General features: G+C 70.3%; 16 protein-coding genes. 7 read left to right on the top strand and 9 right to left on the bottom strand.

Going from position 1 to position 19,088, the window contains the following annotated elements; translation table 11 throughout:
* Window positions 1–323: 323 nt before the first annotated feature.
* From WJM95_RS18470 to WJM95_RS18460, 3 genes are all read left to right on the top strand, one after another.
* Complete coding sequence (locus WJM95_RS18470; protein ID WP_339130820.1) at window positions 324–977, top strand: hypothetical protein; 654 nt, start codon at window positions 324–326, stop codon at window positions 975–977.
* Window positions 965–2,008, top strand: coding sequence for a hypothetical protein (locus WJM95_RS18465; protein WP_339130819.1), 1,044 nt, complete (start codon window positions 965–967; stop codon window positions 2,006–2,008). Before WJM95_RS18470 ends, WJM95_RS18465 begins: the two co-directional genes overlap by 13 nt.
* Window positions 2,009–2,110: 102 nt before the next feature.
* Window positions 2,111–2,764, top strand: a complete 654-nt coding sequence (locus WJM95_RS18460) for a hypothetical protein (protein WP_339130818.1) — start codon at window positions 2,111–2,113, stop codon at window positions 2,762–2,764.
* 106 nt (window positions 2,765–2,870) lie between these two features.
* On the opposite strand, the gene WJM95_RS18455 is transcribed toward WJM95_RS18460, so the two are convergent.
* The 6 genes from WJM95_RS18455 to WJM95_RS18430 form a co-directional block, all read right to left on the bottom strand.
* Window positions 2,871–3,416 (bottom strand): hypothetical protein, encoded by a 546-nt coding sequence (locus tag WJM95_RS18455; RefSeq protein WP_339130817.1) that lies wholly within the window; start codon window positions 3,414–3,416, stop codon window positions 2,871–2,873.
* Window positions 3,413–4,114, bottom strand: coding sequence for a hypothetical protein (locus WJM95_RS18450; protein WP_339130816.1), 702 nt, complete (start codon window positions 4,112–4,114; stop codon window positions 3,413–3,415). Before WJM95_RS18450 ends, WJM95_RS18455 begins: the two co-directional genes overlap by 4 nt.
* Window positions 4,111–4,620, bottom strand: coding sequence for a hypothetical protein (locus WJM95_RS18445; protein ID WP_339130815.1), 510 nt, complete (start codon window positions 4,618–4,620; stop codon window positions 4,111–4,113). Before WJM95_RS18445 ends, WJM95_RS18450 begins: the two co-directional genes overlap by 4 nt.
* Before the next feature lie 75 nt (window positions 4,621–4,695).
* Window positions 4,696–5,979 (bottom strand): putative T7SS-secreted protein, encoded by a 1,284-nt coding sequence (locus tag WJM95_RS18440; RefSeq protein ID WP_339130814.1) that lies wholly within the window; start codon window positions 5,977–5,979, stop codon window positions 4,696–4,698.
* Window positions 5,976–6,290, bottom strand: coding sequence for a hypothetical protein (locus WJM95_RS18435; RefSeq protein ID WP_339130813.1), 315 nt, complete (start codon window positions 6,288–6,290; stop codon window positions 5,976–5,978). Before WJM95_RS18435 ends, WJM95_RS18440 begins: the two co-directional genes overlap by 4 nt.
* Before the next feature lie 112 nt (window positions 6,291–6,402).
* Entirely contained in the window at window positions 6,403–6,708 is a 306-nt protein-coding gene (locus WJM95_RS18430; protein WP_078943692.1) for a WXG100 family type VII secretion target, read from the bottom strand.
* A 276-nt stretch (window positions 6,709–6,984) separates the two neighbouring features.
* Between WJM95_RS18430 and WJM95_RS18425 the strand changes: the two genes are divergently transcribed.
* Together WJM95_RS18425 and WJM95_RS18420 are read left to right on the top strand one after the other, a co-directional pair.
* Window positions 6,985–11,550 (top strand): FtsK/SpoIIIE domain-containing protein, encoded by a 4,566-nt coding sequence (locus WJM95_RS18425; protein ID WP_339130812.1) that lies wholly within the window; start codon window positions 6,985–6,987, stop codon window positions 11,548–11,550.
* A 160-nt stretch (window positions 11,551–11,710) separates the two neighbouring features.
* Window positions 11,711–12,193 carry a hypothetical protein gene (locus WJM95_RS18420; protein ID WP_339130811.1) on the top strand — a complete coding sequence of 161 codons (483 nt, stop codon included), beginning with the start codon at window positions 11,711–11,713 and terminating at the stop codon, window positions 12,191–12,193.
* 15 nt (window positions 12,194–12,208) lie between these two features.
* Here WJM95_RS18420 and WJM95_RS18415 read toward each other — a convergent pair whose 3' ends face one another.
* Both WJM95_RS18415 and WJM95_RS18410 read right to left on the bottom strand, forming a co-directional pair.
* Complete coding sequence (locus tag WJM95_RS18415; protein WP_339135661.1) at window positions 12,209–14,092, bottom strand: serine/threonine-protein kinase; 1,884 nt, start codon at window positions 14,090–14,092, stop codon at window positions 12,209–12,211.
* Window positions 14,093–14,191: 99 nt separating this feature from the next.
* Complete coding sequence (locus WJM95_RS18410) at window positions 14,192–15,040, bottom strand: menaquinone biosynthesis protein (RefSeq protein WP_339130810.1); 849 nt, start codon at window positions 15,038–15,040, stop codon at window positions 14,192–14,194.
* A 343-nt stretch (window positions 15,041–15,383) separates the two neighbouring features.
* Between WJM95_RS18410 and WJM95_RS18405 the strand changes: the two genes are divergently transcribed.
* Window positions 15,384–15,587: a cold-shock protein gene (locus WJM95_RS18405; protein ID WP_037627265.1), complete on the top strand. Its 204-nt coding sequence runs from the start codon at window positions 15,384–15,386 to the stop codon at window positions 15,585–15,587.
* Window positions 15,588–15,712: 125 nt separating this feature from the next.
* Here the strand turns inward: WJM95_RS18405 and WJM95_RS18400 are convergent, their stop codons facing one another.
* The gene (locus WJM95_RS18400) at window positions 15,713–17,617 is read right to left on the bottom strand and encodes an AMP-dependent synthetase/ligase (protein ID WP_339130809.1); all 1,905 of its coding nucleotides are present in this window, start codon (window positions 17,615–17,617) and stop codon (window positions 15,713–15,715) included.
* Between the two features lie 463 nt (window positions 17,618–18,080).
* Here WJM95_RS18400 and WJM95_RS18395 point away from each other — a divergent pair, with 463 nt between their 5' ends.
* Window positions 18,081–19,016 carry a MaoC/PaaZ C-terminal domain-containing protein gene (locus tag WJM95_RS18395; RefSeq protein WP_339130808.1) on the top strand — a complete coding sequence of 312 codons (936 nt, stop codon included), beginning with the start codon at window positions 18,081–18,083 and terminating at the stop codon, window positions 19,014–19,016.
* Window positions 19,017–19,088: the final 72 nt, after the last annotated feature.

Below are 19,088 nucleotides of genomic sequence, written 5' to 3'. Positions count from 1 at the left end.
TCTGCGGCTCTGCGGCTCTGCGGCTCTGCGGCAAGGTGCTCACCGTTCTGCTCGGGCAGCCGTACGAGGGGGAGCCGGGCGTGGCGGCGTGTGACGGTGTCGAACGCAAACCCTGGCCGAGATGTGAACGCGGGCCCGCCTCCGCCCGGACCGATGTGTCCCGGAACACCATCAGCCCACCGCGGAAAGCCAGTTCACCCTGGTGCGCCCCTGTATGCCCGCGTCCAGCTCGGGGTTTCCGCCTGGCGAAACCAGGAGCCCCATGGATACCGTCATTGCCCTTGACCGACTTCGTTCAACCGATGTCCCACGGGGAGTCCACTGTGAAGCGCCGCACTTTGCCCGTTGCTACCGCGTTCGCCGCGACCACAGCCCTGCTGCTGACGGCCTGCGGGGGCGGAGGCGACACCCCGAAGGCGAACGACAAGATCGCGGGGGCGGACCGGGGAAGGACGGCGTCGGCTTCACCGAGCGCGAGCCCTTCGGGCGACGCCGACCGTCCGGAAGTCACTCTTCCGAAGGACCTCAGCGACAAGTTCGAGAACTGGAGTACCGGCAATGCCGCCAAGGACGCTGTCCTCGCGGATGTCGGGCGGAGGGTCGACGCGACGAACTACGCGATCGCCGAGGGAAACGCCGAACTGCCCGCTCTCGGCTTCTACTACAGCGGCACCGCTCTGGCCGATGCCGGGGACTGGGTCACGTCCATCGTGAAGAGCGGCTACTCGGTCACCGGCGTCAACCGTTACTACAACGCCAAGATCGACCTCTTCGACTCGGCTTCGGCGGGCGTCGTGTACTGCGAGGACCAGTCCAAGGCGTTCGCCAAGGACAGGAAGTCGGGCAAGGTCATCAAGACGGCCGTGACGGCCAAGTCCTACGTCCTTTACTCCACACGGCTCGAGAAGAACAAGAAGGGCGTCTGGCAGACGACGAAGCTCACCTCGCAGAGGGGCCACAAGTCGTGCACTCCGTAGCCACCTCGGGTCGCGTCCTCGTCACCGGAGCTGTGGCGGGGATGATCGCTCTGATTCCCGGAACCGCCTTCGCCGACTGGCCCCCCAGTGCGGGCACTCAAGGCAGCACCAGGCAGAGCGCTCACTCCGACGCCGGAACTCTCGTCTCGCAGGTGACGTACTCCGGGTCCGTCCGTCCTCGGGGCAGCAGCAGCGGCGTCGTTCAGCCGGTGGGTGACTGGACCCCGCCCGCGTGCTGGTACGAGCCTCGCTCCGTCGCCGAGTTCAAGAAGTACGTCGAGACCATGTACGAGGACACGATCAACACTCCCGGTCAGGCCAACTACGCGAAGTCCGCGGTCGGCCAGTTCCGGGACATCTACAAGGACGGCAAGTACAAGGATTACAACGGGGACAGGGCCGACGAAGGAAACTGGTGGGTCGCCGTCCAGAACCCCGACCGCCTCGACGACCCCGCGAGCATGGAGTGCGGCGAACTGCCTTTCTGGGTGGCGAACAACGACGATCCCGGTGTTCCCCAGGCCGTCACACCCAGGATTCTCGCCGAGGCTGCCTACAACGCCATTCAGCTCCCGGAAACCAAGGTCACCCTCGCCCCCCGCGACACCACCAAGGTGAACCTGCCCACCTGGGCCTGGCTCGACAAGGCCACCTTCAAGGACGTGTCCGTCACCGCGTCCCTCGACGTCGCCGGCCTGAACATCTCGGCAACCACCACCGCGAAACCCGTCTCCCTCAAGCTGGAGCCGGGAACGAGCGACGCCGAGACCTACCCGGCCACGGGCGAATGCCGGATCAACGACGACCACACCATCGGCACCCCCTACGCCAAAGGCAACGCCGGACAGAACCCACCCTGCGGAATCAAATACCTCCGCTCGTCGGGCAACGGCACCTACAAACTCCGCGCCACCCTCACCTGGCAGGTCACCTGGACCGGCACAGGAGCCGCCGGCGGCGACCTGCCGGACGGAACCTTCGGGACCACCCAGGACATCACCGTCCAGGAGATCCAGGCGGTCAACCGGTGAACGCCGCAACCGCCCTTGCGAAGTAACTCACGAACACTGCGTCGGCCGGACGCCTAGTCGACCCACGGCCGAATCTCAACCGCTACCCCCGGGGAGTCCACCGTGAAGCACCGCTCGTATCCCGTTGCCACCGCGGTCGCCGCGACAACAGCCGTGCTGCTGACGGCCTGCGGAGGCGGAAGCGACACCCCGAAGGCGAACGACAAGATCGCGGGGGCGGACCAGGGAAAGACGGCGTCGGCCTCACCGAGCCCGACTACCACGGACAACGCCAAGCGCCCGGACATCACCCTTCCCGGCGACGTAAAGGACCAGTTCGACGGATGGAAGACGGGGGACGCGACCAAGGACGCCATCCTCGCGGACGCGGGACGCGCCCAGACGGCCACGAACGACGCCATCCTCAAGGGCACGCCGAACACGCCTGGGCTGGCCTTCTATTACAAGGGCAAGGCGTTGACGTCTTCCGTCCAATGGGTGCAGAAGTGGCTGGGCGCGGGGATCACCTACACCGGAACCACGCGCTATTACGGCCCCAAGGTCGAGATCTTCGACAGCCGGTCCGCGGGCGTCTCGTACTGCGCCGATGAGAGCAAGGCGTACAACAAGAACCGGAAGACCGAGAAGGTCGACCGGACACCTGCCGGCAAGGACGCCTATGTCCTTTACAACACCCGCCTGGAGAAGACCGGTCAAGGCGTGTGGCAGACCTCCGACGGCACATCCGTACGGGGAAGCAAGACATGCGTACGCTGACCAGGCGCCGCACAGCCGTGACGGCCGGAGCGCTCGCGATCACCTGCGCGCCGGCCGTGCCGACAACGGCCTTCGCCAAGAGTCTCGACAGCGGCCGAGCCCGGCTTCAGACCCAGCGCAAAGAGTGAGCGATGGCGTCGCACAGGTCGCCCATCGGGCTGTCGGTACCGCTCAGTGGGATGGCGAACGCCAGGTGCAGGTATCCGACACCGCCGGGCATGCACACGTGGTAATCCATGGCCGTCTGCGTGATCGCTCGGACCGTCCCGCCCGCGGGCAGTGCCTGGACGTCCACCTCGGCATCGGAATCCACCCGTCGGGTCAGTTCCGAGGCGAGGTCGTCCGGCGTGGGGACCAGTCCAGCAGGCGTCATGGCCAGCGAGATCAGGAGAGAGGCTGGGAGGGCCGAGCCGGGCGACTCGGTCTTCAGGAAGAACTCCAGACCGCCCTGCGCAAGACTGCCTTCGGCGGTGTTGCGGAGCGTTGTCCACAGGTTTCGAGCAGCCTCCGCCGGGACACGGTTCCCCTCCGATTCCTTGTCCACGAAGGTCTTCAGCTGGCGGCGCCAGCGCTCGTGCGTGAGGTCGACGCGGAACCAGTCCCGGGGTACGAGGAGCCGGTAGTCGGAGGGCGCCGGATCGCTGATGCTCACCGGCCGGTCCCTGCGGTGATCAGCGGCAAGCCGTCGGCCGTGAAGAGGCGGATGCTGCTGGCCGTGTTGCCGAACATGGTGGAGAACACGTCCCAGCCCTCCATCGTGGGTGTCGACATCTCCATGGCGACCGTGGTGCCGTTCGGGAGGGGTACGTAGACACGGATGTATCCGGTCGGGAAGGCCAGACTGTGACCCGACTCGGTGAGCTCACCCGTGAGTTTCGACTCACGTGTTCCGATGCACACCACGGCGGGTCCGCAGGGGAGTTCCACCTCGGAGACGTCGGCTCCGTGGAGCCGGCGGAACGTCGACGCCATCTCCTTCACGACAGCCGGGACACCCCCGCCGACCTCTGGGCTGTCCATCAGGGACGCGAATACGGTCGCCGTGCAGGGGGTCTCGTTGACGGCCGTCACGCAGATCCCGGCGTATTCGACACCAGCGGCCAGCAGGTCGTCGAATCCGAGTGCGCAGATGACCGCGAACCTCGTCCTGTCGTCGTCCGCCGCGTCCGGGAGCGCCTTCTCGGCGAGCTCCTCCAGAAGTCGTACGGCCTCGTCGTCGTCCGTCTCATGGACGGGGATGTCATGGAAGATCTCCGGCATCACCCAGCGGACGTGGATGTCGTCCGCACGAAGCGCGGGCGGCGCGGGGTGTGTGGGTGTGAACGCCGACAACTCGATGTCGGTGGTCATGGAGCCTGTTCCCTCTCCGGGACGGGGCGCTCGGCGGCTTCGGGGTAGAACGTCCGCGACGTCGCGTACATCCCGTAGTAGGGGTACAGGCGCGGTACTTCGGCACCACCCTGCCGCGCGATCCCGGCGATCTTGCGATAGAGACGGGCCCTGCACCGTACGTTCCGGTCCGTCGGGTCGAGCAGGCTCCGGCGCCGCACCAGATAGGTCCCCACCAGCGAGCCGCAGACGATCAGCGCGTCGACGACGATGAACGCGATCTGGAACTGGCGGGACTTGCCGGACGCGACCAGGTCCCAGAAGGGCCACGCGCCGAGTCCGAAGATGAAGAGCGGAATCGCGGCGAGGCAGCCCATGACGCTGGCCTTCTCCGTGTCCTGGCGCCGCTGGAACAGCATCCAGTGGACGGCCCGGTCATCCAGGAAATCGAAGCGCACCTCTCGCCCGAAGCGCTCGGCCGCCGCCTTGGCGGCGGGGACGGCGGCGATGACCTCCGAAGGAACCATGTCATGCACGGTCCCCCGGTCATCGACGAATTGTCCGGGGCTGAGGGCGTGATAGTCACCCACGTGAATCTCTCCCTATCCAGTAGGCGCCAGTGCAGCGTGAAACGAAGTCGGAGAAGGGCTTGGTTGCGGCGTCGGCGAAGGAGTTCCGGACGGGCCCGACGGTCTGGGGCTCACGTCCGGCGCGGGGGTGGGCCTCGTGTCACCGGGCGGCGGGCTGACCGGGTGCGTCGTGTCGTCCGCCCCGAACTTGCCGCGGAGCCGGATCAGACTCTGCACATACGCGTTGCTGAACGCGGCGCCCTTGATGAAGCGAGTGACGCCCTCCGGGTCGAACCCGTTCGCGGGCAGCTTCACCTTGGTGATGCCCTTCTTGGCCAGATATTTGGAGGCGAGGCCGACTCCTCGGTTGATGCTCTTCACGGCGAAGCCGTTGGTGAAGCCGGCCCAGACCGCCTCCTGGGCGACGAGGAGCCGCGAGCCCTTGGCCGCGGCCGAGAGTCCCTTCAGCGCACCGAGGCCCGGGATGATCCCGAGGAAATCAAACGTGATCTTCAGCCAGTCGAACTTCCCGCCCCGGGCGAAGACGTCGTAAAGCCGCCCCGACAGAGCGGTGGCGCTGAGCGCGGAAGCCAGCCCGACAAGCACGATGGCGAGTGTGCCACCCGACAGAACGACTGCCGCGATCAGCGCCGCCACCGCCAGAACCGTGGCGGCGGTCGAAATCCAGTCCGCGTGATCCGCGATCCAGTTCATGATGCCGCCGGGGTCGTGCACACCGTCGTGATGGATCACGTTCTTGATCCGGTGGGCGGCCCGCTTCGCCGCGTCGTCACGGATCTCCTTGGCGGACTCGATCTTGCTGCGCGCCACAGCCATGAGATGCGCGGCGTCGTCCCTCTTCTTCTCCTGCTTCGTGCGTTCGACGTGGTCGTCCTGGGACGGAACGGTTCCGGTGTACGGCTCCAGCACCTTCAGGGCCGCCTTGTGATCGACCTCCGCGGCACGGAAGTCGTCCAGGGCGCCGTCAGCCATGCGCTGCGCACGGTGCAGCTCGCCGGCGTACTCGTCCGACTCGCCGTCGTTGACCTGCGTCCCGAGCGCCTTCGACGCCTCGTCGTAGCGGTCGTACACCTTCTTCAGCCGACCGGCGGTGTCACTCGCCGTCTCGTGGAAGGCGCGGCCCGCGTCACTGTCCCAGCCGTCGACGGAAGCCAGCGCCCTGATGTTCCGGGCCTGCTTGTCGATCTCCTCGGCCATGCCGCGCAGCTTCTTGCCGAGCCGCGCCACCTCGTGCGGGTCACCGGGCACGGGGTCGGAGTCGTACATCGGCGTCCAGTCCCTGGGACGGGCTGTCACGGCTTCCCCTTCTGATCGCTCTTCTTGGCGTTCCTGAGCGCTTCCGCGAGCTTGTGGTCGATGTCCTCGTACGCCTTGGCCGCTTCGGCGGTGTACTTGGCGAGGTTCTCGATGTCCTTCATCAGCTTCTTGCGGTTCTTCTTCCAGGTGTCCGAGAAGTCGTCGAACACGTCCCGGAGTCTGTCGCTGCCCAGGTCGTCGCCGTAGCCGTCAGAGGGATTGCCGTGCTGGTCGAACTCACGGTGAATACGGTAGAGCGAGTCCGAGCAGTCCTTGATCAGATCGAGGTCGTATCGGGTTCTGTCCGCCACGGTTTTCAGACTTCCTGCTCAACAGTCGATCGGGCTCCATCGCTGCGAAGCGGACCGGACACGGGCGCGACCGGGCGCTGGTGCGCCCCGTCGCCCCGGTGCGGTCCGGCTGTCAGCCCTTGACGCCCTTCGCCAGCTGATCGTCCAGATCCTCGTACGCCTTCGCCGCGTCCTCCAGGAACTTGGCCATGCCCTTGAGGCCCTCCAGGGTGTCCTTCATGCCCTTGGTGAACTCCTTGAAGGAGTCGTCGAAGGCCTGGGAGCCCTTGGACGTCGTGTAGCCGTCGGCCACGAGGCCGTCGATGTAGCTGTCGAGGCCGTGGAGCTTGTCCTCCATCTTCTCCTTCTCGTGGCCGAGTCGCTTCGCAGCGTGCCGCATCTTCTCGTAAGTGATGTCCGCGTCTTTGCCGCCGGCCATGTGGCGTCCTCCAAGTTCAACTCGCCGCAGGGCCAACCCCCGTGGCTCCTGATGCGGATGGTGCGATCGTCCGCGTCGAGCAAGCAGCTTACTTACGGCGCTTGCAGGAGCACACCCCGGTTGTGTCACGAGCGCGCACCAAGGGCCCTTCGCAGCCCGGGCCTTCGCGGTTCCCGCACATGGGCCGTTGCCTGCGGGAAGCGGTGAGCGGCTATCGTCGGGAGCACTGTGGCCCGCGTTCCGGAAGCGGCCCTCGGTGTCAGGGGGAGGACGAGCGTGCGGTTGACTCTGACCGTCGTCGACCCGCTCGGCGGAGCCACCGCCGACGTGGTCCTCGACGCGGATCCCGAGTCCTCGGTGGGGGACATCGCCAAGGAACTCGCGGAGCACGTCGGTTACGGCGGTGGTGCGCAGATCATCCCCCTCGGGCAGCATCAGGGAGCGGCCGGCGGCAGAGCGCCGGTCACGTATGTCGACGGATATCCCGTCGATCCCGCCGCGACCATCGCCACCTCGCCGCTGCGCGAGGGCGCCGTCGTGAGTCTGCACGACCCCGCCGGATGCCTGCCGGGCGAGCCGACCGGACTGGTCGAACTGCGGGTGGCGGGCGGCCCGTCGGCCGGCGCCGTGCACCGGCTCGGGATCGGCCGGTACGACATCGGCGCCGGGGCCGCCGCGTACGTCCGGGTCGACGATCCCGAACTCCCGCAAAGAGCACTGACGTTGTCAGTTGCAACGGACGGAACGTGCCGGATCTCCGTGCACGGCGGGAAGGAGGGCGTCACCCTCGACGGCACGCCCTTCGCGAACCGCGAGGACGACGAGTGGCCGCTCGGCGGCCAGATCGCCGTCGGCAACACCCTTTTCCAACTGGACCGTTACGCACAGCCCGACGCCGCGCTCAAGTGGTCGGACGACGGAGCCGGCCTCGACTACAACCGGCCCCCCAGGCTCCAACCGCCCGAGCGCGAGACGAAGTTCCGGCTGCCGAGCCCCGTACGGGACTACGAGGCCCGGCCGCTGCCCTGGCTGATGGCGCTCACCCCGCTGGTCAGCGCCGTCGTCATGGTGATGGTGTTCGGGCGCTGGTACTACATGATCATGGCGCTGCTGAGCCCGCTGATCATGCTCGGCAACTACTTCATGGACAAGAAGCAGGGCCGCAAGTCCCACGCCAAGCAGGTCAAGGAGTACAACGAGCACAAGGCGCGGATCGAGAAGGACGCCCGGGAGGCACTGCTCGCCGAACGGCTCGACCGGCGCCGGGCGATCCCCGACCCGGCGACCGTCCTGTCGCTGGGCACCGGACCGCGTACCCGGCTCTGGGAGCGGCGCCGCACCGACGCGGACCATCTGCTGCTGCGCGTCGGCACCGGCCGGCTCCCGTCCGAGGTCGTGCTCGACGACCCGGAGCAGGACGAGCACAGGCGCCAGGTCACCTGGACCATCGAGGACGCCCCGGTCGCCCTGCCGCTGGCCGAGCGCGGTGTCGTCGGCATCGCCGGACCCGGCGACTCGGCCCAGGCGCTGGGCCGTTGGGCCGTCGCGCAGACCGCGGTGCTGCACAGCCCGCTGGACGTCCAGTTCTACGTCCTGACGGAGAACAGCGGACGGGACAGCTGGGACTGGGTGCGCTGGCTCCCGCACAGCAGGCCCGCGGGCGCCCAGGACGCGAACGTCCTCATCGGCACGGACGCGGAGACCGTCGGCGCCCGCATCGGCGAGCTGACCCAGCTCCTCGACGCCCGCCAGAAGGCGGCGAAGCAGAACGGCAACAAGGCCGCCTTCGGCGATCCGGACATCGTCGTCGTCTGGGACGGATCCCGGCGGCTGCGGTCCATGCCCGGCGTGGTGCGGCTGCTGCGCGAGGGCCCCGCCATGTCCATGTACGCGATCTGTCTGGACGCCGAGGAGCGGTTCCTGCCCGGCGAGTGCCAGGCCGTCGTCGTCGCGGAGCCGAGGCCCGAGGAGCACCCGGACGCGCAGGCACCCGCCAGGACCGCGCCGTCCGCGCCCGGCGGCTTCCCCTCCTTCCACGCCTGGCACGCCACCGAGGCCGACGACTCGGCCACCGGATCGCACAAGCCGCTCGAACTGCGGCTGCGCGTGCAGCAGACGGGCATCGCCCGCGTCCGGGACGTACGGCCCGACCTCGTGTCGGCGGCCTGGTGCTCCCGGCTCGCCCGCTCCCTCTCCGCGCTGCGCGACATCAGCGGCGAGACCGAGGACTCGGCCCTGCCCGGCGCCAGCCGGCTGCTCGACGTGCTCCAGCTGGAGCCGCCGACCGGGGACGCGATCGGCGCGCGCTGGCGGCTGGGCGGCCAGTCGACGACGGCGGTCATCGGCGAGTCGTACGACGGCCCGTTCGGCATCGACATACGGCGCGACGGCCCGCACGGCCTGATCGCCGGTACGACGGGATCCGGAAAGTCGGAGCTGCTCCAGACGATCGTGGCGTCGCTGGCCGTGGCCAACACCCCCGAGAACATGACGTTCGTCCTGGTCGACTACAAGGGCGGCTCGGCGTTCAAGGACTGCGTCCAACTCCCGCACACCGTCGGCATGGTGACCGACCTCGACGCCCATCTCGTGGAGCGGGCGCTGGAATCGCTCGGCGCGGAGCTCAAGCGGCGCGAGCACATCCTCGCCGCCGCCGACGCCAAGGACATCGAGGACTACCAGGACCTCGTACGCCGTGATCCCTCGCACGCCCCGGTGCCCCGACTCCTCATCGTCATCGACGAGTTCGCCTCCATGGTGCGCGACCTGCCCGACTTCGTGACGGGTCTGGTCAACATCGCGCAGCGGGGCCGTTCCCTCGGCATCCACCTGCTGCTCGCCACCCAGCGGCCCAGCGGTGTCGTCTCGCCCGAGATCCGGGCCAACACCAACCTCCGTATCGCGCTGCGCGTGACCGACGGCGGCGAGTCGAGCGATGTCATCGACTCCCCCGAGGCCGGGCACATCTCCAAGAGCACGCCGGGCCGCGCGTACGTACGGCTCGGGCACGCCTCGCTCGTGCCGTTCCAGTCGGGACGCGTGGGCGGCCGCCGCCCCGGTGCCGCCGACCCGGCGGCGCTCGCGCCCTGGGCGGGACCGCTCGGCTGGGCCGACCTCGGACGGCCCGCGCTGGTCAAGCCGAGGGCCGAACAGCGCGAGGAGGAGGAGATCACCGACCTCAAGGTGCTGGTCGACGCCGTCCGCGAGGCCAACCGGGCCCTCGGCATCCCGCCCCAGCACAGCCCGTGGCTGCCCGCGCTCGCCGAGACGCTGCTGCTCGACGAGATCACCGCGCCCGCGTTCCGGGGCGGTCCCGGCAAGCTGCCGCCCGCCCCGTACGGCGTCGAGGACCTGCCCGCCGACCAGGCCCGCCGGCCCGTCGTGGTGGACTTCGCCTCCTTCGGGCATCTGCTCATCGGCGGCGCACCGCGCAGCGGACGGTCGCAGATCCTGCGCACGATCGCCGGCTCGCTGGCCCGTACCCACTCGGCGGCCGACGTCCATCTGTACGGCATCGACTGCGGCAACGGAGCCCTGAACGCGCTGACCCGGCTGCCGCACTGCGGTGCCGTCGTCGGCCGCAACCAGACCGAGCGCGTGGTCCGTCTCGTCGCCCGCCTGAAGGGGGAACTCACGCGCAGGCAGGACCTGTTGGCGGACAAGGGCTTCGCGGACATCGGCGAGCAGCGGGCCGCGTCGGCCGAGGAGGAGCGGCTGCCGCACATCGTGGTGCTGCTCGACCGGTGGGAGGGCTGGCTGCCGACGCTCGGCGAGTACGACCACGGCGATCTGACCGACCAGCTCACCGCCATGATGCGCGAGGGCGCGAGCGTCGGACTGCATCTGGTGATGACGGGCGACCGGCAGATCCTCTCCACCCGGATCGGCTCGCTCACCGAGGACAAGTACGCGCTGCGGCTCGCCGACCGTTCCGACTTCTCGCTGATCGGCGTCAACGCGCGCAAGGTGCCCGAGGAGATCCCGCCGGGCCGGGGCTACCGCAACGAGCACGGCACCGAGACCCAGTTCGCCCTCCTCACCGAGGACGCCACCGGTCAGGGCCAGGCCGCGGCGCTCACCGCGATCGGCGAGGCGGCGGCGGTACGGGACGCCGGACTGCCGCGCGCCCGGGGGCCGTTCAGGGTCGACGTGCTGCCCACCCGGATCGGCTTCGCCGACGCCTGGGAGATGCGCGACCCGGACGCCTCCCGCTCCCCGCTGTGGAGCCTGGTGGGCATCGGCGGCGACGACGTCAGGGGCTTCGGCCCTGACCTCTCCCGGGGCGTGCCGACGTTCGTCGTCGCGGGCCCCGCCAAGTCCGGCCGCAGTACGACGCTGATGAACATGGCCCGCTCGTATCTGGCCCAGGGCGTACGGCTGGTCGTCGCGGCGCCGCGCCCCTCGCCGCTGCGTGAACTGGACGGCCAGGACGGCGTGTTGAAGGTGTTCGACGAGGACGACATCGAGAGCGACGATCTGCGCGAGGCCATCGACTCGGCGACGCCCGAGGAGCCGATCGTGGTGCTGGTCGACGACGGCGAGGTCCTGGAGGACTGCGACGCCGAGACGGTGTTCAAGCGGATCGTGCAGCGCGGCACCGAACGCGGGCTGGCGCTGGTCATCGCCGGTGACGAGGAGGACGTGTGCAGCGGCTTCTCCGGCTGGCAGGTCGAGATGAAGAAGGGCCGCCGCGGCATCCTGCTCTGTCCGCAGGACTCGTCCGCGGGCGAGCTGATCGGCATCCGGACGAACCGCAGCATGGTCGGCGGCCCCGTCACCCCCGGCAAGGGCCTGCTGCACCTCGGCGACGGCGAGCCGATGACGGTGACGACACCCATGTGAGCGTGCGGGCGGGGCGGCGGGAACGAGGGAGAAGGGGGCGGGTCCGGTGGGCGGATCGGCGAGACCGAAGCGACGCAGGGCCGCGGCGGCCGCGCTGGGCCACGAGCATGCGGGTCGGCGGCCGTCCGCGGACCGGCGGGAGAAGGGCTCCTGGAGGAACGTGGGCGGAGGCTGCCTGATCCTGCTCGCCGCCCTGGCGGCGGTCACCGCGTTCGGCCTGACCGCGCAGTCCTGGGGAGAGGAGCTGTGGGGCCGTGCCGCTCCCGCCTCGCCCGGCGGCGGGTACGGCTTCGCGGCCGCCGTCGGTGCCGTGCTGCCGTTCGGGTTCGCCGCCCTGGTCGCACCGCTTTCACGGATGAGGTGGAAGGAGAGGCCGCTGCGTTCGCTCGGCTGGGCGCTCGCCTCGCTGCCCGGCCTCGCCGCCTTCTCCTTCTGCGCGCTGGTCGTGTTCACCACCACCCGCCCGAAGCGCCACCGTGACTGGAACTCCGCGTGCTACAGCCGGGGCAACCCCTGCTGGGTGCACGTGGAGTACCCCTGGATCTGGGCCGTGGGCCTGCTCTCGACGGTGCTCGTCGCCGCCGCGCTGATCACCGTGCTGGCCAAGAGGTCGGACGTCGCCGAGAGCGGGGCGGCCGGCTGACCTGCTTCCCGCCGGTCAGCCGACCTTCGCCATCCGGGCCACCGGGTCCCCCGCCTCCGGGTTGTCCGTGGCGTAGGTGAGATCGGTGCCGCTGGGCGTCAGGCGGACCTCGTGTCGGCCCTTGGTGCAGACGTCCCGGTTCGACGCCGACGCCACGCTCGTGGCGACGAGCTGCTTCTTCGTCACCTTCTTCAGGACGAGAACGTCGTCGCAGATGCCGCCGATCTGGTCGGTCTGCCGGAAGGTGCCCAACTCCTGCCCCACGGCGGCCTGGTGGACGGTGACACGGAAGGTGCCCATGGGCAGGGTGCCGCTGAGTCCGAGTCCGTCGCCCTCCCAGGTGCCGAGGTAGGAGGCCGGGATCGACGACAGCGGCGTTCCCTGGTCGGACCCGCTCTTCGTCGGAGCGGGCTCGGGCGCGCTCGCGGTGGAGCCCGGTTCCTCGGCGGTCGCGCCCGGCGCGGTGGCGGACAGGCTCCGGCCGGCCGTGGGCGAGGGCCGGCCGCCCGCCACGCTCCCCTGGTCGTCCTTGCCGCCGCCCGGCAGCAGGTCGAACAGGAACGCGGATCCCACGGTCACCGCCGCCAGCGCTCCCGCCACGGCCAGCGCGACCGTGCAGCTCATCCTGCGGACCTGTCCGCCCGCCCCGGGCACGGAGGTCGCCGCCACGCTGACCGAGACCCTGCCCGGACGGTCGGACGACCCCGGGCCCGGGGTCCCCTCGTGGTGCACGGCGTCCTGGGGCCCGGTGGCCGGTCCCCCGCTCTGTCCCGGTACGTACGCGGGCATCGGTGGCGGCGGCCCGAAGCCCGGCGGCGGCGGTCCGAAGCCCCCGCCCGTTCCCGGCGTCCCGGCGTGCCCGGCCTGCCCCGCCTGGGCGTCCTGCCCGACGTGCCCGGCCTGGCTGCCCCGACCAGCCTGCCCGATCCGGCCGCCCGGCCCCGCCTCGACCGACGCGCTGCTGAACCCCAGCGGCCCGGAGGGCGTGTCCGGTGGCGTCCCCGTCGCATCGAGGTTCAGCAGCTGTACGGCGCTTCGGCTCACGCGCTCGACCAGGGCGCCCGGCAGCCAGCCCGCCGACACCAGCCGGGCGGCGCCCCCCGGTGCCAGCCGGGCGGCCACCTCGCCCGGACCGGGCCGCACCGAGGGCTCCTTGGCCAGACAGGCCGCCACCAGCTCGCGCAACTCGCCTTCCAGGGAGTCGAGTCGGGGTTCCTCGTGCACCACCTTGTAGAGGAGGGAGGCCGAGGAGTCGCCGGGGAAGGGAGGCTCGCCGGTGGCCGCGTACGCGAGGACGGCGCCGAGCGAGAAGACGTCCGCGGCCCCGGTGACGCCCTTGCCGAGGATCTGCTCGGGCGACATGTAACCCGGGGAGCCGACCGAGACGCCGGTCGAGGTCAGCGAGGCGGTGCCGTCGGTGGCCCGCGCGATGCCGAAGTCGATCAGGAGCGGGCCGTCCAGGGTGAGCAGCACATTCGACGGTTTGACGTCACGGTGGACGAGGCCCAGCGCGTGCACCGCCGTGAGCGCCTCGGCCAGACCGGCACCCAGGACCCGGGCGGAGTGGACCGGCAGCGGTCCGCCGTCGGCCACGGCCGCCGTCAGGGAGGGCCCGGCCGCGTAGCCGGTGGCGACCCAGGGGACCGGCGCCTCCGGGTCCGCGTCCAGGACGGGCGCCGTCCACGCGCCGCCCACCCGCCGCGCGGCCTCCACCTCCCGGCGGAAGCGGGCGCGGAACTCCTCGTCGAGCGCGAAGTGCGGATGCACGATCTTGACCGCGACCGTACGCCCGCCCGCGCTGCGCCCCAGATACACGCGCCCCATGCCGCCGGAACCCAGCCGGCCGAGCAGCCGGTAGGGCCCCACGGCCGTGGGTTCGTCGGCTCCGAGCGGCTGCATGGCACTCACGGTTCCCCCTCCCCCGTACACACTGCCCAGCAGCGTAGTGCCGTGCGCGCCCCCGGCCCCGAAATCGACGGGACCGGGGCCGCCGGTGTCTCACGGCTGAAGGAGCCGTACGTTCACATCCGCGGGGAACCCCGTGGTCGAGCCGACCCGGCGCGCGAACTCCCGTACGGCCTCCAGCTGGGGGCCGCCGAAGCGGAAGTCGAGCGTCGTGAAGTACTGCTCCAGGACCGCCTCGTCGAACTCCTCCCAGCGGGCAGCCTGTTCGGCGACCTTGGAGACCTCGTCGAGGGAGAGGTCACGGGAGGAGAGGAAGGCCTGGTGCACCTTGCGGGTGACGAGCGGTTCGCGCTCCAGGTAGTCGCGCCGGGCCGCCCACACGGCGAAGACGAACGGCAGGCCCGTCCACTCCTTCCACAGCGCGCCGAGGTCGTGCACCTGGAGCCCGTACTTCGGCCCGTCGAGCAGGTTGGCGCGCAGGGCCGCGTCGCCGATGAGGACGGCGGCGTCGGCCTCCTGCATCATCAGGCTCAGATCGGGCGGGCACGTGTAGTACGAGGGGGTCACCCCGACCTTCTCGGCCAGCAGCAGCTGGGCGAGCCGCACGGAGGTGCGCGAGGTCGAGCCGAGGGCGACGCGGGCGCCGTCGAGCTGGTCGAGGGGGACCTGGGAGACGATCACGCAGGACATCACGGGCCCGTCGCAGCCCACGGCGATGTCCGGAAAGGCGACGAGGTCGTCGGCGTGCTTGAGGAACTCGACGAGCGTGATGGGCCCGATGTCGAGATCCCCTCGCACCAGCTGCTCGCTGAGCTTCTCGGGGGTGTCCTTGGTGAGCTCGAAGTCGAGGAGCGTGCCCGTTCTCGCGAGCCCCCAGTACAGGGGCAGGCAGTTCAGGAACTGGATGTGGCCGACGCGCGGCCGGGTGCGAGAATTGTCCACATCGCGAGGCTAGCCCCCATGCGATAGCGTGCAGGCTTCAGGGTCGGCGTGTGCTGGTGGAAACCATCCCGACCTCGCGTGTCAACCGTCGTGACACCTTGCAGTCAACGCACGTCAGGCCGTCGGCCGACGCCGACCACCCGTCCGGATGACGTGATCTTCGCCTCTATTGCTTTCGGCTGCCTGCGTGCTAGGCTCGCCGCAAGTTGCAGTTTGGTTTCCCTTGCAGTACAGAGCCTGCGGAGCATGTGACCGCGGGCTCTCGTCGTTTTCAGACGTATGCAGTTGTTTAGACAATCGCAGGTTCTGGAGCAGGGCAACCCTTTGGGCCCAAGGAGGGCTTATGGCTACCGGAACCGTGAAGTGGTTCAACGCCGAAAAGGGCTTTGGTTTCATTGCCCAGGAAGGCGGCGGCCCGGACGTCTTCGTCCACTACTCCGCGATCAACGCGAACGGTTTCCGTTCGCTCGAAGAGAACCAGTCGGTTTCCTTCGACGTCACGCAGGGTCCGAAGGGCCCGCAGGCGGAGAACGTCACTCCGCTCTAAGCCTGCGGCTCCATGAGCCCAAAGCTTTGATCCGGAACGGATAGCAGTACCCAAGGAGCCCCGCACCAGCCGGTCGCGGGGCTCCTGCCTTTGTCCCTCTGCCCGCCGGGACGGGGACACCGGGGCTATACGGCGTACAGGGCCTCTATCTCCCTGCTGAAATCCTTCTCGATCGCCGCGCGCCGCAGCTTCATGGAGGGGGTGAGGTGGCCGGACTCCTCGGTGAAGTCGACCGGCAGGACGGTGAAGCGGCGGATGGACTCGGGGCGGGAGACGAGCCGGTTGGCCTCGTCGACGGCGCGCTGGAGGATGGCCAGCAGATCCGGGTCGTCCATGACCAGCTCGGGCGGGACCGGGTGCTTGCCGTTCATCCGGCGCCAGTGGGAGATGCCCTCGGGGTCGAGGGTGATCAGGGCGGAGACGAACGGGCGGCGGTCGCCGAGCACCATGCACTGCGCGATCAGCGGATGGGAGCGCAGGAAGTCCTGGAGGGGCGCCGGGGCGACGTTCTTGCCGCCCGCGGTGATCAGGATCTCCTTCTTGCGTCCGGTGATGGCGAGATAGCCGCCGTCGTCCAGTTCCCCGATGTCGCCGGTGGCGAACCAGCCGCCGGGAGCCGCGTCGACGACACCGCCCGCGTGCGGGTCCCAGTAGCCGCGGAAGACCTGCGCCCCGCACAGCAGCACCTCCCCGTCGGCGGCGATCCGCACCCGGGTGCCGGGCAGCGGCCGGCCCACCGTGCCCAGACGCGGCTTCTGCGGAGGGGTGACGGTCGCGGCGGCCGTGGTCTCCGTCAGTCCGTAGCCCTCGAAGATCTCGATCCCGGCTCCCGCGTAGAAGGCGGCCAGTCGGCGGCCGAGCGGGGACCCGCCGCAGATGGCGTGCCGGACCCTGCCGCCGAGGGCGTTGCGGATACGGCGGTAGACCAGGGGGTCGTAGAGGGCGCGGGCCGCGCGCAGGGAGCGGCTCGGGCCGGGGCCGACGCCGTGCTGCCGGGCCTCGACGGCCTCGCCGTACTTCTGGGCGATCCGGGCCGCCCGGTCGAAGGACGAACCGCGGCCCATCCGTTCGGCCGTGGCGCGGCCGGTGTTGAAGACCTTCTCCAGGACGTAGGGGATGGCCAGCAGGAAGGTCGGCTTGAACGAGGCCAGGTCCGCGAGGAGTTCGTCGGTCTTCAGGCTCGGCGCATGGCCGAGTTTCACGCGTGCGCGCAGACAGGCCACGGCCACCATGCGGCCGAAGACGTGGGAGAGGGGGAGGAAGAGAAGGGTGGAGGCGGGGTCCTGCGGGCGTGCCTTGAAGATCGGGTAGAGCAGTTCGACGGCGTTGTCGACCTCGGCGAAGAAGTTGCCGTGGGTCAGGACGCAGCCCTTGGGGCGGCCGGTGGTGCCCGAGGTGTAGATGAGGGTGGCGAGCGTGTCGGGGCCCAGCATCCCGCGCCGCACGGCCACTTCCTGGTCCGGGACGTCACGGCCGAGCTCCGCGAGACGCTCCAGGTGCCCCTTCTCGAAGATCCACATGTGCCGCAGGTCGGGGATGTGATCGCGTTCGGGGCCGAGCGCCGCGGCCTGCCCCACGGTCTCCACGGCGAGGGCGACGGCCCCCGAGTCCTGGAGGATCCAGCGGGTCTGGAAGACGGAGGAGGTCGGGTAGACCGGCACGGTGACCAGGCCCGCGGCCCAGGCGGCGAAGTCGAGGAGCGTCCATTCGTACGTCGTACGGGCCATGATGGCGATGCGGTCGCCCGGCACGAACCCCTCCGCGATCAGCCCCTTGGCCACCGCCAGGACCTCGTCGGCGAACTCGGCCGCGCTCACGTCCCGCCAGCCCTCGCCGTCCGGTGTCCTGCGGCTGAGCACCGCGTCCTGCGGGGCCGCGGCCGCGTTGTCGAACGGGATGTCCGCGAGGGAGCCGTGTGTCACCTGGCCCACGATCGGCGGCACCGCGACCTCGCGCACGACTCCGTCCAACCGCTTGATCTCGGGCTCCGGAAGGAAGGGAACGGAGTCGGGCGGGTACGGGCTGGACACGGGGCGGCTCCTTGTCGGCCGGAGGCCGGGGCGGGTGCAAAGCGTGTTCGGGCTCGGAGGAGCGCGCCGGCGCGCGCATCCTCATACGGCCCCGGAGGGTGGGGGGTTCAGGCCTCTCGGCAACCCGGTGAGACGGGGATCCTACGGCGCCGAAGTGTGGGGTTTGTGACGCTTTGCCGCAGGTGGAGTGGGAGTTACCCGGGGTAGCTGTGCACTGTCCCGCCCCGCGACCTGCGGCGCCGGCCGCGCGTCGGCCGCTCCGGCACCCTCACCGGCACGGCACCGGACGCCCGCGCGCCCAAGCCTCCGCGAACCCTCGCCGCGCTCCCGGCGTCCAGGACATCGCCGTCCTCCATCTCGACCCCGCCCTCCCCCTGACGTAGCCTTACCCCCGGTAACTTACTCCAGAGTAAATTGATGCCCGCCCAGAAGCCGGCCAATCCCCGTCCGCCCGGAGACTCCGATGCGCACTCAGCCGCCCGTCCGCCCCGAGCCCGCGCCGCGAACCCGCACCCTGTCCTCCACCCCTCCGCTCCTCCCGCTGCTGGCCCGCGGCGCCCTGCTCTCCCCCTTCAAGCGGCCCCGCCCGGACGCCCCCACCCCCGAGACCAGGCTGCTCCTGCCCGGCGTCCGGATCGACCTCGCCCACCTCGCCGCGTACGAGCGGGTGTGCGGGTTCCCGACCGGCGCGGACGCCCTCCCGGTCACCTATCCGCATGTGCTCGCCTTTCCGCTGGCCATGCGGATCATGGCCGGGCGGGCGTTCCCGCTCCCGCTGCCCGGACTGGTGCACACCTCCATCGAGATCACCCGGCACCAGGAGTGCACCGCGACGGCCGCGTACGAACTCGGCGTACGGGTGGAGAAGTTGGCACCGCACCGAAGGGGCACGGAGGCGACGGTGCTGACCGAGGCGCGGGTCGAGGGCGGGCTCGTATGGGAGTCGCGCAGCACCTATCTCGCCCGGCACGGGCCCCGCAACGCGGACCGGGACCACGGGAGCGCGGACGGGGCCCCCGGGACCCCGCCGGACGTCCCGGCGCCCGGCGCCGGGAGATCCGAGCCGCTGCCCGCGCTCGCCGAGTGGCGCCTCGCGCCGGACGTCGGCCGGCGCTACGGCGCCGTCTCGGGGGACCGCAACCCCATCCATCTGCATCCCGTGGCCGCCCGGCTGTTCGGCTTCCCGGGTGCCATCGCGCACGGGATGTGGACGGTCGCCCGCAGCCTCGCCCAGTACGGGCCGCGGCAAGCGGTCGCGGTGCGGGCCGAGTTCAGGGCGCCGGTCCCGCTGCCCGGAACGGTCACGTACGCCGCGCGGGGCCCGTCCTTCGAGCTCCGGTCGGGCGACCGGGTCCATCTGACCGGCGACGTACGGCCGCCGCCCGCGCGGGGCGAGTGAACTTCCGGCGAACAGCGTGCGGCGACGAAGCCGCGACGCGCGGCACGGACGCCGTCAACCCGCAGATGGTGA

Origin of the sequence: Streptomyces sp. f51 (genome assembly GCF_037940415.1) — a bacterium.
In the GTDB taxonomy this organism is placed as follows: domain Bacteria; phylum Actinomycetota; class Actinomycetes; order Streptomycetales; family Streptomycetaceae; genus Streptomyces.
The sequence above is the reverse complement of the archived record's forward strand: the minus strand, read 5'-3'. Positions and strand labels throughout refer to the sequence as shown.

Coding starts and splice junctions, on each gene's coding strand:
- WJM95_RS18450 (WP_339130816.1), bottom strand. CDS start 4,114: ATGACCACCGACATCGAGTTGTCGGCGTTCACACCCACACACCCCGCG.
- WJM95_RS18445 (WP_339130815.1), bottom strand. CDS start 4,620: ATGGTTCCTTCGGAGGTCATCGCCGCCGTCCCCGCCGCCAAGGCGGCG.
- WJM95_RS18430 (WP_078943692.1), bottom strand. CDS start 6,708: ATGGCCGGCGGCAAAGACGCGGACATCACTTACGAGAAGATGCGGCAC.
- WJM95_RS18415 (WP_339135661.1), bottom strand. CDS start 14,092: ATGCAGCCGCTCGGAGCCGACGAACCCACGGCCGTGGGGCCCTACCGG.
- WJM95_RS18405 (WP_037627265.1), top strand. CDS start 15,384: ATGGCTACCGGAACCGTGAAGTGGTTCAACGCCGAAAAGGGCTTTGGT.
- WJM95_RS18395 (WP_339130808.1), top strand. CDS start 18,081: ATGCGCACTCAGCCGCCCGTCCGCCCCGAGCCCGCGCCGCGAACCCGC.